Raw genomic sequence first — 14,919 nt, 5'->3', positions numbered from 1 at the left:
GAGTGACGCCCCGCTCCCCGCACGCGGCGGGAAACGGGGCGTCGAGGACGTACCGGAGGATCAGGCGCCGATGGCGTGCAGGCCGCCGTCCACGTGGACGATCTCGCCGGTGGTCTTCGGGAACCAGTCCGACAGCAGGGCGACGATGGCCTTGCCCGCCGGCTCCGGGTCCTCCAGCTTCCACTCCAGCGGGGAGCGGCTGTCCCACACGGACGCGAGCTCGGCGAAGCCGGGGATGGACTTCGCGGCCATGGAGCCGAGCGGGCCCGCCGAGACCAGGTTGCAGCGGATGTCGTGCTTGCCCAGGTCACGCGCCATGTAGCGGTTCGTGGCCTCCAGGGCGGCCTTGGTGGGGCCCATCCAGTCGTACTGCGGCCAGGCGAACTGCGCGTCGAAGGTGAGGCCGACGACGGCGCCGCCCTCGGTCATCAGCGGCAGCAGCGCCATGGTCAGCGACTTCAGGGAGAAGGCGGAGACGTGCATGGCGGTGGCCACGGACTCGAACGGCGTGTTCAGGAAATTGCCGCCGAGCGCGTCCTGGGGCGCGAAGCCGATGGAGTGGACGACGCCGTCGAGCTTGTCGCCCAGGTGCTCGCGCACCTGGCTCTCCAGGCGGGCGAGGTGCTCGTCGTTGGAGACGTCGAGCTCCAGGACCTTGACCTTCTCCGGCTGGGGGAGCTTCTTGGCGATGCGCTCGGTGAGCGTCGGACGCGGCCAGGCGGTGAGGATGATCTCCGCGCCCTGCTCCTGGGCCAGCTTGGCGGCGTGGAAGGCGATGGAGGACTCCATCAGCACACCGGTGATGAGGATCTTCTTGCCCTCGAGGATTCCAGCCATGGTGATCAGTGACCCATTCCCAGTCCGCCGTCAACGGGGATGACGGCTCCAGTGATGTACGAGGCGTCGTCCGAGGCGAGGAACCGCACCGTCGCGGCGATCTCCTCCGGCTGCGCGTACCGGCCGAGCGGGACCTGCTGCACGATGTTCGCGCGCTGCTCGTCGGTGAGCACCTTGGTCATGTCGGTGTCGACGAAGCCCGGCGCGACGACGTTGAAGGTGATGTTGCGCGAGCCCAGCTCACGGGCGAGGGAGCGCGCGAAGCCGACCAGGGCGGCCTTGGAGGCGGCGTAGTTCGCCTGGCCGGGACCGCCGTACAGCCCGACCACCGACGAGATCAGCACGACGCGGCCCTTCTTGGCGCGCAGCATGCCGCGGTTGGCGCGCTTGACCACGCGGAAGGTGCCGGTGAGGTTGGTGTCGATGACCGAGGTGAAGTCCTCCTCGGACATGCGCATCAGGAGCTGGTCCTTGGTGATGCCGGCGTTGGCGATCAGAACCTCTACGGGCCCGTGCTCGGCCTCGATCTCCTTGTAGGCCTGCTCCACCTGCTCGGTGTCGGTGATGTCGCACTTGACGGCCAGGAAGCCGGCCGGCGGCTCACCCGAGCGGTATGTGATCGCGACCTTGTCGCCGGCGTCGGCGAAAGCGCGGGCGATGGCGAGGCCGATGCCCCGGTTGCCTCCGGTGACGAGAACCGAGCGGCTCAACGGATCACCCTTTCGATAGGGGTCTGACACACCCGCCCGAACAGCTGGATGACAGGCGGCTTCTCCGAAAACCTATCGGTCCCGTACCGGCCTCGGACATTCGGGCACCGACAGTGGCTTACCGGTGTCACTGTCGGGTCCCTACAGAAAGATGCGGACTCCAGCCGGAAACGTGTGGTCCACGGCCACGCCGGCGCGACATGATCGGTGCCGACTGGCCACGACAGCAGGGAGACCTCCGTGCCCCATACGATCGATGAAGCCTTCACGGCGCTTCCGCTACGCGCCCTGGCCGACGCGGCGCTGGCACGCGCGCGTGCGCTGGGTGCCGAGCACGCCGACTTCCGGTTCGAGCGGGTGCGCAGCGCGTCCTGGCGCCTGCGGGACGCCAGGCTCGCCGGGTCGTCGGACACCACCGACCTCGGGTACGCGGTGCGGGTCGTGCACGGCGGGACCTGGGGATTCGCCTCCGGGGTCGACCTGACCCTCGACGCCGCCGCCAAGGTCGCCTCGCAGGCGGTGGCGATGGCGAAGCTGTCCGCGCAAGTGATCAAGGCCGCCGGGTCGGACGAGCGGGTGGAGCTCGCCGACGAGCCCGTGCACGCCGAGAAGACGTGGATCTCGTCGTACGAGATCGATCCGTTCACCGTGCCCGACGAGGAGAAGTCGGGGCTGCTGGCGGACTGGAGCGCGCGGCTGCTGGCGGCGGACGGGGTCAACCACGTCGACGCCTCGCTGCTCACCGTCCATGAGAACAAGTTCTACGCCGACACCGCCGGGACCGTAACGACCCAGCAGCGCGTACGGCTGCACCCGCAGCTCACCGCCGTGTCGGTCGACGAGTCCAGCGGCGAGTTCGACTCCATGCGCACCATCGCACCGCCCGTCGGGCGCGGCTGGGAGTACCTGACCGGCACCGGCTGGGACTGGGACGACGAGCTGGCGCGCATCCCCGAGCTGCTCGCCGAGAAGATGCGGGCGCCGAGCGTCGAGGCAGGACCGTACGACCTCGTCGTCGACCCCTCCAACCTGTGGCTGACCATCCACGAGTCCATCGGCCACGCCACCGAACTGGACCGCGCCCTCGGCTACGAGGCGGCCTACGCCGGCACCTCCTTCGCCACCTTCGACCAGATCGGCAAGCTCAGGTACGGCTCGGACCTGATGAACGTCACCGGTGACCGCACCGCCGAGCACGGCCTCGCGACCATCGGATACGACGACGAGGGCGTCGAGGGGCAGTCCTGGGACCTGGTCAGGAACGGCACCCTCGTCGGCTACCAGCTGGACCGGCGGATCGCGAAGCTGACCGGGTTCGAGCGCTCCAACGGCTGCGCGTTCGCCGACTCCCCCGGGCATGTGCCGGTGCAGCGCATGGCCAATGTGTCGCTGCAGCCGGATCCGGCCGGGATGTCGACGGAGGATCTGATCGGGAGCGTGGACCGCGGGATCTACGTCGTCGGCGACCGCTCCTGGTCAATTGATATGCAAAGGTACAATTTTCAGTTTACCGGCCAGCGGTTCTTCAAGATCGAGAACGGCCGGATCACCGGGCAGCTGCGGGACGTCGCCTACCAGGCGACGACCACGGACTTCTGGGGCTCGATGGCGGCGGTGGGCGGTCCGCAGACGTACGTCCTGGGCGGTGCCTTCAACTGCGGCAAGGCCCAGCCGGGCCAGGTCGCGGCGGTCTCGCACGGCTGCCCTTCGGCCCTTTTCAAGGGCGTCAACATCCTCAACACCACGCAGGAGGCCGGTCGATGAGCCCTCGTACGAACAAGCCGCACGAGATCGTCGAGCAGGCTCTGGAGCTGTCGCGGGCCGACGGGTGTGTCGTCATCGCCGACGAGCAGTCGACCGCGAATCTGCGCTGGGCGGGCAACGCGCTGACCACGAACGGCGTCACGCGCGGGCGGACGCTCACCGTGGTCGCGACCGTCGACGGCAAGGAGGGCACGGCCTCCGGGGTCGTCTCCCGGTCCGCGGTGACCGCCGACGAGCTGGAACCGCTGGTGCGGGCCGCCGAGGCCGCCGCGCGCGGCGCCGGGCCCGCCGAGGACGCGCAGCCGCTGGTGGCGGACGTACCGGCGTCACCGGACTTCACGGACGCCCCGGCCGAGACGTCGTCCACCGTGTTCGCCGACTTCGCCCCGGCGCTCGGTGAGGCGTTCGCACGCGCGCGTGCGGGCGGGCGGGAGCTGTACGGCTTCGCCAACCACGAGCTGGTGTCGACGTACGTGGGCACGTCCACCGGGCTGCGGCTGCGGCACGACCAGCCCAACGGGACGCTGGAGCTGAACGCCAAGTCGCCGGACCGTACCCGCTCGGCCTGGGCGGGGCGCTCCACGCGGGACTTCAAGGACGTGGACCCGACGGCGCTCGACGCCGAGCTGGCCGTACGTCTGGGGTGGGCCGAGCGGCGCCTGGAGCTGCCCGCCGGCCGGTACGAGACGCTGCTGCCGCCGACCGCCGTCGCCGACCTGCTGATCTACCAGATGTGGTCGGCTTCGGGGCGGGACGCGGTCGAGGGCCGGACGGTGTTCTCCAAGCCCGGCGGCAAGACGCGCGTCGGCGAGAGGCTGACCGAGCTGCCGCTGACGCTGCGCAGCGACCCGAACGAGCCGGGCCTGGAGTCGGCGCCGTTCGTGATCGCGCACTCCTCCGGCGGCGACCAGTCGGTGTTCGACAACGGGCTGCCGCTCACGGCCACCGAGTGGATGCGCGAGGGCGAGCTGAAGCACCTCATGACCAGCCGGCACAGCGCGGGGCTGACGGGGCTGCCGGTGGCGCCGGGAATCGAGAACCTGATCCTGACGGGCGGCGAGGACCGCTCGCTGGAGGAGATGGTCGCGGACACCGAGCGCGGGCTGCTGCTGACCTGCCTGTGGTACATCCGCGAGGTCGACCCGGCGACGCTGCTGCTCACCGGGCTCACCCGGGACGGGGTCTACCTCGTCGAGAACGGCGAGGTGACCGGCGAGGTCAACAACTTCCGGTTCAACGAGTCGCCGGTGGATCTGCTGGGGCGGGCGACGGAGGCGGGGCGTACGGAGAAGACGCTGCCCAGGGAGTGGAGCGACTGGTTCACCAGGGCGGCGATGCCGGCGCTGCGCGTCCCCGATTTCAACATGAGCTCTGTCAGTCAGGGCGTATAACCTCGTAGGCGTTCGCAATCGGCTGTCATCCGACCGGCCGAAGATCACCGAGGAGACACGAGAACCGTGACGGACATCGTCGACGAGCTGAAGTGGCGTGGCGTGATCGCCCTGTCCACTGACGAGGACGCATTGCGCAAGGCGCTCGCGGACGGTCCCGTCACGTTCTATTGCGGTTTCGACCCGACCGCGGCCAGCCTGCACGTCGGCCACCTGGTCCAGGTCCTCACCATGCGCCGCCTGCAGCAGGCGGGATTGCGCCCGCTGGCGCTGGTCGGCGGCGCGACGGGCCAGATCGGCGACCCGCGCCCGACGGCCGAGCGCACGTTGAACGACCCGGAGACGGTCGCGGCCTGGGTGACGCGGCTGCGCGGGCAGATCGAGCCGTTCCTGTCCTTCGAGGGCGAGAACGCCGCCGTGATGGTGAACAACCTGGACTGGACGGCCGGCATGTCGGCCATCGAGTTCCTGCGGGACATCGGCAAGCACTTCCGCGTCAACAAGATGCTGACCAAGGACTCGGTCGCCCGCCGGCTGCAGTCCGAAGAGGGCATCAGCTACACGGAGTTCAGCTACCAGCTGCTGCAGGGCATGGACTTCCTGGAGCTGTACCGGCGGTACGGCTGCACGCTCCAGCAGGGCGGCAGCGACCAGTGGGGCAACCTCACGGCGGGTCTGGACCTGATCCACAAGCTGGAGCCGCACGCGGGCGTGCACGCGCTCGCGACGCCGCTGATGACCAAGGCGGACGGCACCAAGTTCGGCAAGACCGAGGGCGGTGCCGTCTGGCTCGACCCGGAGATGACGACGCCGTACGCGTTCTACCAGTTCTGGCTCAACGCGGACGACCGGGACATCTCCACCTACATGCGCATCCTCTCCTTCAAGTCCCGTGCGGAACTGGAGGAGTTGGAGAAGCAGACCGAGGAGCGCCCCCAGGCCCGGGCCGCGCAGCGCGCACTCGCCGAGGAGCTGACGACGCTGGTGCACGGCGCCGACCAGACGGCCGCCGTGATCGCCGCGTCCAAGGCCCTCTTCGGCCAGGGCGAGCTGACCGAGCTGGACGACCGGACGCTGGCGGCGGCCCTGTCCGAGGTGCCGCACATCCAGGTCGAGCAGCTCGGTCCGGTCGTCGACCTCTTCGCGGAGGTCGGCCTCGTGGCCAGCAAGTCCGCCGCGCGGCGGACCGTGAAGGAGGGCGGGGCCTACGTGAACAACGTCAAGGTCGCCTCCGATGACGCGGTGCCCGCGAAGGAGGAGCTGCTGCACGGGCGGTGGCTGGTGCTGCGGCGCGGGAAGAAGAACCTTGCGGCCGTCGAGGTCACCGGTCCCTGACGGATCCGCAGGGACGTAGGCGCGACGAGGGGGCGGCTTCCCGGAAGGGCGGCCGTCCCCTCGGTGTGTCCGGCCTCAGGTCCGCTGCTTCCGTTTGCCCAGCGTCGCCATGTACAGCATGTCCCCGGCGTACACGATGATCACCGCGGCGACGATCTGGAAGATGTGCCGGCTCCAGTCGATGCCGCGGGTTGACTCGACGCCGAACCCACGGGCGACGGCGTTGCCGACGACCGCGCCCAGCATGCCGAAGATCGTGGTCAGCCAGAGCGGGCTGTGCTGCTTGCCCGGAATGAGCGCCTTCGCGATCAGCCCCAGGACGAATCCCACGATGATCGCCCACAACCAGCCCATGGCTGCCTCCTCCTACGACTCGGGGTGAGCCTCCCGCCCAGTCTTGGTCCGGCTGAGGTACGCCGCATGCCGGGTACCGCCGTACGTGTTACGGCTGGCGGTGTTCCCCCAGGTGGCAGGGGCCCCGGTCTCGTAGGCGGCGGAGACGGGGCGTAACGTGGGAGGTGTCCTGGCCCGGGTCCCCGACCGGGGGCGGACGGGTACGGGCAGGGGGAGAGTCCGATGCGGGCGGATGGTGGAATCTGATGCGGAAGCTGCATGGCGGTGGTAACGCCCAGGTGTTCCGGATCACCAGGGCACGGGCAGGTCTCCAGGACGATGTGCGCGCCCGGCAGCGCCGGTACGTCATCTCGATGTCGGTCCGTACGGTGTCGGTGATCCTCGCCGCGTCGCTGTGGAACGTCGAACGGCACGTCGCGATCGTGGCGTTGGTGCTCGGGCTGGTCCTGCCGTACATCGCGGTGGTGATCGCCAACGCGGGGCGGGAGAACGCGCCGTCCCTGCCGTCGACGTTCGTGGCGCCGCCGACCCGGCCCATGATCACCCCGCCCAGGACGAATGACGGCTCCGCGGAATCCGTCCCGGAAGATGTCGCGGACGACGCCGCGCCGAGCGCACAAAGCAGAGCGGGCGACGGGATGTGATCCTGCGGAGCGGGGTCCTCCGGAAGTCTCCGGGAGTCGACTCCGCGCCAAGCTCAGGAAAAGCTCAGATCAATAGTGTTGTTCCGGTGCCGGGGGACGGGTTACCCGTGACATACTTCGTGGACGCTCCGCATCCCCCGTCGGAGCGACGGACCGACGCCGGGCAGCTCCCCCCGTGGCTGCTCGGCGTCGCCTTTTTGTGCGCGAACTTGTGAGACGAAGCTGTGAGTGACGAGACGCCGATCTGCTCCGCCAAGGGCTGCCGCGCCGACGCCTTGTGGGTGCTGGCGTGGAACAACCCGAAGATTCATACGCCGGAGCGGCGGAAGACGTGGCTCGCGTGCGAGGAGCATCGCGAGCATCTTTCGCAGTTTCTTGGGGTGCGGGGGTTTTTGAAGGACGTGGTCCTGCTGGAGGAGTGGGACGCGCGGGAGGTTTGAGGGCGCCATCGGTCGGGGTGGTGTAGGTCGTGTGGTGTGCGCGGCTTCGTTGTGGTTGCTCGCGCCCACGCGGCGGAGCCGCAAAATCAATGCAGCCCCGCGCCCCTGGGTACCTCAGCCGCCGATCGCTGACATGGGACGGTCGGGCTGTACGAACGTCGGGTCGTCCAGACCCGCCCCCGCCTTCTTGCCCCACATCGCCAGGCGCCAGATGCGGGCGATCTCCTCGTCCGGGTCGCCGGAGCGCAACGCCGCGCGCAGGTCCGTCTCCTCCCTGGCGAAGAGACAGGTGCGGACCTGACCGTCGGCCGTCAGGCGGGTGCGGTCGCAGGCCGCGCAGAACGGGCGGGTGACCGAGGCGATGACGCCGACCACGTGGGGGCCGCCGTCCACCACCCAGCGCTCCGCCGGGGCCGAGCCGCGCTTGTCCGCGCCCTCCTCGGTGAGCTCGAAGCGGGTGCGCAGGGACGTCAGGATGTCACCGGCGGTGATCATGCCGTCGCGCTTCCAGCCGTGCTGGGCGTCCAGCGGCATCTGCTCGATGAAGCGCAGTTCGTAGTCGTGCTCCACGGCCCAGGCGAGCAGGTCGGGGGCCTCGTCGTCGTTGAGGCCCGGCATCAGGACCGAGTTGACCTTGACCGGGGTCAGGCCCGCCTCGCGGGCGGCGTACAGGCCCTCGATGACGTCCTTGTGGCGGTCGCGGCGGGTGAGGGTCTTGAAGACGTCCGGGCGGAGGGTGTCGAGGGAGACGTTGACCCGGTCCAGGCCCGCCGCCTTCAGGGCGGTGGCGGTGCGCTTGAGGCCGATGCCGTTCGTCGTCAGGGACATCTGGGGGCGGGGGTCGAGGGCGGCGACGCGCTCGACTATGCCGACCAGCCCGGGGCGCAGCAGGGGCTCGCCGCCGGTGAAGCGGACCTCCTCGATGCCGAGGGAGGTGACGGCGATGTCGATCAGGCGGACGATCTCGTCGTCCGTGAGCAGGTCGGGCTTGGCCAGCCACTGCAGGCCCTCCTCGGGCATGCAGTAGGTGCACCGCAGGTTGCAGCGGTCGGTCAGCGAGACTCTCAGGTCGGTGGCCACTCGGCCGTAGGTGTCGATGAGCACGTGGGCCCCCTCCCTGGTCACGACCAGATTCAACTTCCGTCACCTGCGAGCCTACGTGACCGCACTGACAGTGACACAGGCCCGATCCCACGACGTAAGACGCGGCCGCGTCGTAGAGACCTACGACGCGGCCGCTCAGGGGCAGTGCTCAGTGGGCGCCGGTGCCGGTCAGGGACCGGACCTCCAGCTCCGCGTACTTGCCGGCGTCGGGCTCTTCCTTGGACAGGACCGTGCCGAGCCAGCCCATGAAGAAGCCGAACGGGATGGAGATGATGCCCGGGTTCTTCAGCGGGAACCAGGCGAAGTCGACGTCCGGGAACATCGCCTTCGGGTCGCCGGAGACGACCGGCGAGAACAGCACCAGGCCGACGGCGACGATCAGACCGCCGTAGATCGACCACAGGGCGCCCTGGGTGGTGAACCTCTTCCAGAACAGGCTGTAGAGGATCGTCGGCAGGTTGGCGGAGGCCGCGACGGCGAAGGCCAGGGCGACCAGGCCGGCGACGTTGAGGTCGCGGGCGAGGGCGCCGAGGAGGATGGAGACGGCGCCGATGCCGATGGTGGCCAGACGGGCCGCCCTGACCTCCTCCTTCTCCGTGGCCTTCCCCTTGCGGATGACGTTGGCGTAGATGTCGTGCGCGAAGGAGGACGACGAGGCCAGGGTGAGGCCGGCGACGACCGCGAGGATGGTCGCGAAGGCCACGGCCGAGATGGTCGCGAGCAGGATCGCGCCCCATGCCGAGTCGACGCCGCCGAGGTGCAGCGCGAGCAGTGGTGCCGCCGTGTTGCCGGACGGGTTGGACGCGATGATCTCTTCCTGGGAGATCAGCGCGGCGGCGCCGAAGCCGAGGGCGATGGTCATCAGGTAGAAGCCGCCGATGATGCCGATCGCCCAGTTCACGGACTTACGGGCGGCCTTGGCGTTGGGCACCGTGTAGAAGCGGATCAGGATGTGCGGCAGACCGGCGGTGCCGAGGACCAGGGCGATGCCGAGGGAGATGAAGTCCAGCTTGGAGGTGCCGGTGGCGCCGTACTGCAGGCCGGGCTCCAGGAAGGCGGCGCCCTTCCCGCTGTTCTCGGCGGCCTTGCCGAGCAGGTCGGAGATGTTGAAGTTGAACTTCAGCAGCACCAGGAAGGTGATCAGGATGGTGCCGCCGATGAGCAGCACGGCCTTGACCATCTGGACCCAGGTGGTGCCCTTCATGCCGCCGATGGAGACGTACACGATCATCAGGACGCCGACCAGGGCGACGATGAGGATCTTGCCCGCGTCGGAGGTGATGCCGAGCAGCAGCGAGACCAGGACACCGGCGCCCGCCATCTGGGCGAGCAGGTAGAAGATCGACACGACGATCGTGGAGGTGCCGGCCGCGGTGCGGACCGGGCGCTGGCGCATGCGGTACGCGAGCACGTCGCCCATCGTGTAGCGGCCGGAGTTCCGCAGCGGCTCGGCCACCAGGAGCAGGGCGACCAGCCAGGCGACCAGGAATCCGATGGAGTACAGGAAGCCGTCGTAGCCGAAGAGGGCGATGGCGCCCGCGATGCCGAGGAAGGACGCGGCGGACATGTAGTCGCCGGAGACGGCGAGGCCGTTCTGGAAGGCGCTGAAGGACCGGCCGCCCGCGTAGAAGTCGGCGGCGTCCTTGGTCTGCCGGCCCGCCCAGACGGTGATGAAGAGGGTCGCGATCACGAAGGCCGCGAACAGGGAGATGATCAGCGGCCGGTGCTCGCTGGCCTCGTTGGCCGCAAGGGTCATCATGGGGCTCATGCGCCGCCCTCCATACGGGTCTTGATGGCCTCGGCCTTGGGGTCGAGCTTGGCGCCGGCGTGACGCGCGTACCACCAGGCGATGAGGAACGTGGTGACGAACTGGGCGATACCGAAGACGAACGCGATGTTGATGTTGCCGAACAGCTTGGTGCCCATGAAGTCGCCCGCGTAGTTGGAGAGCAGGACGTACAGCAGGTACCAGACGATGAAGGCGACGGTCAGCGGGAAGGCGAAGGAGCGGTAGGAGCGGCGCAGTTCACCGAACTCCGCACTCTGCTGCACCTCGGCGAACTCCTCGGTGGAGGGGAGTTTGTTTTGCTCTTTCGAGGGGGGCGGTGCGTCGGTAGCCACGGAGTCTCCTCGCGTTGCGGGCGCTGTTGCGACGTTGGACGGGGACGGTTGGGGGGTTGGGGACGGATCGGGGGTCGGGGACGAATCGGGTACGGGCATGGCGGCTCTGTTCCTAGCGGTGACATGGATCACCTGAGCCGGGTGGCGATGTTAGGGCCACGGCGTGTGATCCGACAGAGGGCTCGATCCTGCTCGCGCCCCCTTCCCAAGGTCACGGCGCCACGCGAGGACCGGTTCAACTCCGATTGCGTCTTTCCGAAGTCACCCGGGCCAGCGATTGCTGGCCAGGAGGTTCGGGGTTAGCTTCGCTCCTGCACCACTCGTCATGTACCTGCCCGGGCGCGCATCCGTGCTCCGGGCTGTTGCCGTTCCGGATGATGTGGAGAACCCATGACTCATCTGCGGTCCAGACGCCGACTCGGCCTCGCCGCATCGCTCGCCCTGTCGCTGACCGCCTCGCTCGGCTTCCTGCCGACGGCGGCCTCCGCCGCACCGCCCGCGGAGCCCGGAGTGCGGGCCGCGGATGCCGCGGGCGCGCCCACCCTGGCGTATGTCGTCAACACCCGGACGGACCGCCGCACGATCGAGTCCGTGAAGAAGGCGATAGCCGCGACCGGCGGCACCGTCGTGATCGCGTACGAGGAGATCGGCGTGATCGTCGTCCACTCGGCGAACCCCGACTTCGCCAGGGCGATGCGAGCGGTGCACGGCGTGCGCTCGGCGGGCGCGACGCGTACGGCGCCCCTGAGCGCCGCCGGGGCGACGGACGAGGGCCCCGTCCAGCTCCTCACGGAACGGCAGGCCACGAAGACGGCGAGGGCGTCCGTGGATGCGGGTGCCGGTGAGCCCCTCGAGGCCGACCAGTGGAACCTGCGCGCGATCGGCGCCGACCGGGCCGCGGACATCGAGCCGGGCAGCCCCCGGGTGACCGTCGCCGTCATCGACAACGGCGTCGACGACACCCACCCGGACCTCGCGCCCAACTTCTCCGCCGCCCAGTCGGCGAACTGCGCCGGCGGCAAGGCGGACACCAGCCCGGGCGCCTGGCGGCCGTACACCACCGCCGACGCCCACGGCACGCACGTGGCCGGCGAGATCGCGGCGCCCCGCAACGGGATCGGCATCGCGGGCGTCGCTCCCGGCGTCAAGGTGTCCGCCATCAAGGTGAGCGACCCGGTCAACGGTCTCTACTACCCGGAAAGCGTGGTGTGCGCCTTCGTGTTCGCCGCCGACCACGGCGTCGAGATCACGAACAACAGCTACTACGTCGACCCCTGGCTCTACAACTGCCTGGACGACCCGGACCAGCGGGCGATCGTCGAGGCGGTCGACCGGGCCCAGCGGTACGCCCGGAACCAGGGCACCCTCAACCTCGCCTCGGCCGGCAACTCCAACCACGACCTGGCCTCCGACGCGATCGTCGACGCCAGCAGCCCCGACGACTCGACCCCGGTCTCGCGCACGGTCGACCCGCACAGGTGCTTCGACGTGCCGACGCAGCTGCCGGGCGTCGTGACGGTCGCCGCGACAGGCGTGCAGAACCTCAAGTCCTACTACTCCACCTACGGTTACGGCGTCATCGACATCGCGGCCCCGGGCGGTGACCGCCGCTACCAGATCCCCGACACCCCGTCGAAGAACGGCCGCATCCTGTCCACCCTCCCGGACGGCCAGTACGGCTTCCTGCAGGGCACGTCGATGGCCTCCCCGCACGCGGCGGGCGTGGCCGCGCTGCTGAAGTCGCGGTACCCGAAGGCGACCCCGGCCCAGCTCCAGGGGCTGCTGAAGGCCCAGGCGGACAACCCCGGCTGCCCCGAGTCGTACGACCAGGACGGCGACGGCAAGCAGGACGCGGTGTGCGAGGGCGGCGAACTGTTCAACGGCTTCTACGGGTTCGGCATCGTCGACGCGCTGGAGGCGGTCGAATGACGCGCGAGTCCTGAACCTTCCCGTGGCGGGCCGGGTGGCACTGTGCCGCCCGGCCCGGCGCGGCTGGGGCGGCACGGGTTCGGCCTCCGCCTCCGGAACGGGCCGGGCCCGACGCCCATGGGTGATGGCGGGGGCTTACCCTCGCGTGCGTTCCCGTGCTGAGGGGTCTGACGACGACACCGGAGAAGGCCGGAGATGAGTGAGACGTTCACAGTGGTCGCGGCGGCGACCGGACGACGCTATGCGGTCCGGGAGGCCGGCCCCGACGACGAGCGGGGCATCCAGGCGCTGTTCGAGGCCAGTACGGAGTACTTCGAGGCGGCCACGGGACTCCCGCCCGGTCCCGCCGACGTACAGAGCCTGTACTACGGCCTGCCGCCCGGTGCCGACCGGCAGGACAAGCGGATCCTGGTCGCGACCGGAGAGGACCCGGGCGGCGGTGGCCCTTCCGTCGCCGGTCTCGTCGACCTCGTACTGCGGTTCCCGGCGCCGGACGCCTGCTCCGTCGGCCTGTTCCTGGTGCATCCGTCACTGTGGGGCACGTCTCTCGGCGCCGGCCTGGCCGCCGGGCTCCTGGAGCGTGCCGCCGGTTCGGGAATCCGTCGGGTGACGGCCACGGTCCCGGCCGGGTGGGAGCGGGGACGCCGCTTCCTGTCCTCGCTGTCGTTCACCCTCACCGACTCGCCGGCGCGGGCGGCACACACCGGCAATCGTCGGACCGGGCCGAGGGAACCGGCCGTCCACAAGGCGGAGCTGGTCCTGTCCTGCCCATAGTTGATCCGGCCCGGCGCATAACTGATCTTGTACGGCGCACAGGTGGTCATCTCTGGCGCATAGTGGCGTCATGACAGACAGCGGTCACATGACAGACGCGGTCATTGCCCCTACGGCAGACCTGGAACACGCCTGGTCCGTCCTGGGCGGTGATCCAACGCTCCTCGAACACGTGTCCCTCGTTCCCCGGCGTGGCGCTCTCGAAGCACGCCTGCCCGTAAGGGAGTTGGCACGGGCGTGCGTGGGGGCGTGCGCGCTGGCCGCGGCCGAGCTGGGGGCGCGGCGGGCCGGGCTCGCCGAGGTGCCGAAGGTGCGGCTGGACGACGGGGCGGTCGCCACGGCGTTCGTGAGTGAACGGCATCTGCTGGTCGACGGGCGGGTGCCGGTCAACTTCGCGCCGCTGTCGCGGTTCTGGCGGACGGCGGACGGCTGGGTGCGGACGCACGCGAACTATCCGCACCACCGGGCCCGGCTGCTGGCCGCGCTGGGTGTGGCGCGGGAGGATCCGGAGGAGGTGGCCGCGGTGCTCGCCGAGTGGTCCGCGCACGAGGTCGAGGAGTCCGTGTACGCGGCCGGCGGGCTGGCCGTGGCGCTGCGTACGCCCGAGGAGTGGGCGGCGCACGAGCAGGCGGCCGCGGTGGCCCTGCGGCCGCTGGTCGAGCGCGAACGGCTCGACTCGGCACACGCGCGCGTGCTCCCGCCTCTCGACGGCACTCCCCTGCTGCCCGCCGCCGGAGTCCGCGTGCTTGACCTTACCCGGGTCATCGCGGGCCCCGTCGCCACCCGCACGCTCGCGCTGCTCGGCGCGGACGTACTGCGTCTGGACGCACCGCAGCTGCCCGAACTGCCCGACCAGCACGCCGACACGGGCTTCGGGAAGCGCTCGGCGACCCTGGACCTGGCGGCCGACCGGCGCGCCTTCGAGGAACTGCTCGCGTCGGCGGACGTCGTCGTCACCGGGTACCGGCCGGGCGCCCTCGACAGGCTCGGGCTCTCGGCGCGGGAACTGGCCGAGCGGCGGCCCGGTCTGGTCGTGGCGCAGTTGTCGGCCTGGGGGGCGTACGGGCCGTGGCGCGAGCGGCGCGGGTTCGACAGCCTCGTACAGGTCGCCACCGGGATCGCCGCGACCGAGGGAGCCCGGGCCGACGGACCGGCCGGACGCCCCGGCGCGCTGCCCGCGCAGGCCCTCGACCACGGGACGGGGTATCTGCTGGCGGCGGCCGTGCTGCGGGCGCTGACCGAGCGGCGGGAGCAAGGGTACGGCCAGTGCCTGCGGCTGGCTCTGGCGCGCACGGCGCAGTGGCTGACGAACGACATCCGGCGGGGCCCGGAGGTTGACCTGGCGTACGAGTCACCCGACGCCTGGCTCACCGAACGGGACAGCGCGGTCGGGCGGCTGCGGTACGCCCTGTCTCCGGTGTCGTTCACGGGCGGTCCCGTCGACTGGGCGCGGCCATCGGGGGTTTGGGGCGCGGATTCGGCGAGGTGGGACGGGTGAGGATCGGGGGCTTCGCGT

14 protein-coding genes are annotated in these 14,919 nt (G+C 70.2%); 8 read left to right on the top strand and 6 right to left on the bottom strand.

Annotated elements, in window-relative coordinates; translation table 11 throughout:
- Positions 1-60: 60 nt before the first annotated feature.
- Positions 61-837 (bottom strand): enoyl-ACP reductase FabI, encoded by a 777-nt coding sequence (fabI, locus tag ACIBAG_RS18535; protein ID WP_399106258.1) that lies wholly within the window; start codon positions 835-837, stop codon positions 61-63.
- Positions 838-842: 5 nt separating this feature from the next.
- Positions 843-1,547: a 3-oxoacyl-[acyl-carrier-protein] reductase gene (gene fabG / locus ACIBAG_RS18530; RefSeq protein ID WP_031477243.1), complete on the bottom strand. Its 705-nt coding sequence runs from the start codon at positions 1,545-1,547 to the stop codon at positions 843-845.
- 240 nt (positions 1,548-1,787) lie between these two features.
- Here fabG and ACIBAG_RS18525 point away from each other — a divergent pair, with 240 nt between their 5' ends.
- From ACIBAG_RS18525 to tyrS, 3 genes are all read left to right on the top strand, one after another.
- On the top strand, positions 1,788-3,311 hold the full coding sequence (locus tag ACIBAG_RS18525; RefSeq protein WP_399106255.1) for a TldD/PmbA family protein: 1,524 nt from the start codon (positions 1,788-1,790) through the stop codon (positions 3,309-3,311).
- Positions 3,308-4,702, top strand: coding sequence for a metallopeptidase TldD-related protein (locus ACIBAG_RS18520; RefSeq protein WP_399106253.1), 1,395 nt, complete (start codon positions 3,308-3,310; stop codon positions 4,700-4,702). The genes ACIBAG_RS18525 and ACIBAG_RS18520 overlap by 4 nt, the downstream gene beginning before the upstream one ends.
- Positions 4,703-4,768: 66 nt before the next feature.
- Positions 4,769-6,037: a tyrosine--tRNA ligase gene (gene tyrS, locus ACIBAG_RS18515; RefSeq protein ID WP_399106251.1), complete on the top strand. Its 1,269-nt coding sequence runs from the start codon at positions 4,769-4,771 to the stop codon at positions 6,035-6,037.
- A gap of 75 nt (positions 6,038-6,112) precedes the next feature.
- Here the strand turns inward: tyrS and ACIBAG_RS18510 are convergent, their stop codons facing one another.
- Entirely contained in the window at positions 6,113-6,391 is a 279-nt protein-coding gene (locus tag ACIBAG_RS18510; RefSeq protein WP_399106249.1) for a GlsB/YeaQ/YmgE family stress response membrane protein, read from the bottom strand.
- A gap of 245 nt (positions 6,392-6,636) precedes the next feature.
- Here ACIBAG_RS18510 and ACIBAG_RS18505 point away from each other — a divergent pair, with 245 nt between their 5' ends.
- Entirely contained in the window at positions 6,637-7,035 is a 399-nt protein-coding gene (locus tag ACIBAG_RS18505) for a DUF3099 domain-containing protein (protein ID WP_399106247.1), read from the top strand.
- Between the two features lie 224 nt (positions 7,036-7,259).
- On the top strand, positions 7,260-7,475 hold the full coding sequence (locus tag ACIBAG_RS18500; protein ID WP_399106245.1) for a hypothetical protein: 216 nt from the start codon (positions 7,260-7,262) through the stop codon (positions 7,473-7,475).
- A 114-nt stretch (positions 7,476-7,589) separates the two neighbouring features.
- Here ACIBAG_RS18500 and moaA read toward each other — a convergent pair whose 3' ends face one another.
- The 3 genes from moaA to ACIBAG_RS18485 form a co-directional block, all read right to left on the bottom strand.
- Positions 7,590-8,579: a GTP 3',8-cyclase MoaA gene (moaA, locus tag ACIBAG_RS18495; RefSeq protein ID WP_399106348.1), complete on the bottom strand. Its 990-nt coding sequence runs from the start codon at positions 8,577-8,579 to the stop codon at positions 7,590-7,592.
- 148 nt (positions 8,580-8,727) lie between these two features.
- Positions 8,728-10,347, bottom strand: a complete 1,620-nt coding sequence (locus tag ACIBAG_RS18490; protein WP_399106243.1) for a cation acetate symporter — start codon at positions 10,345-10,347, stop codon at positions 8,728-8,730.
- Complete coding sequence (locus tag ACIBAG_RS18485) at positions 10,344-10,700, bottom strand: DUF485 domain-containing protein (protein ID WP_399106241.1); 357 nt, start codon at positions 10,698-10,700, stop codon at positions 10,344-10,346. The genes ACIBAG_RS18490 and ACIBAG_RS18485 overlap by 4 nt, the downstream gene beginning before the upstream one ends.
- Positions 10,701-11,090: 390 nt before the next feature.
- On the opposite strand from ACIBAG_RS18485, the gene ACIBAG_RS18480 reads away from it, so the two are divergent.
- From ACIBAG_RS18480 to ACIBAG_RS18470, 3 genes are all read left to right on the top strand, one after another.
- Positions 11,091-12,629: a S8 family peptidase gene (locus ACIBAG_RS18480; protein WP_399106239.1), complete on the top strand. Its 1,539-nt coding sequence runs from the start codon at positions 11,091-11,093 to the stop codon at positions 12,627-12,629.
- A gap of 195 nt (positions 12,630-12,824) precedes the next feature.
- The gene (locus ACIBAG_RS18475) at positions 12,825-13,403 is read left to right on the top strand and encodes a GNAT family N-acetyltransferase (RefSeq protein WP_399106236.1); all 579 of its coding nucleotides are present in this window, start codon (positions 12,825-12,827) and stop codon (positions 13,401-13,403) included.
- 70 nt (positions 13,404-13,473) lie between these two features.
- Positions 13,474-14,901, top strand: a complete 1,428-nt coding sequence (locus tag ACIBAG_RS18470) for a CoA transferase (RefSeq protein WP_399106234.1) — start codon at positions 13,474-13,476, stop codon at positions 14,899-14,901.
- Positions 14,902-14,919 lie beyond the last annotated feature (18 nt).

Source organism: Streptomyces sp. NPDC051243, assembly GCF_044455405.1.
Classification (GTDB): Bacteria; Actinomycetota; Actinomycetes; order Streptomycetales; family Streptomycetaceae; genus Streptomyces.
The sequence above is the reverse complement of the archived record's forward strand: the minus strand, read 5'-3'. Positions and strand labels throughout refer to the sequence as shown.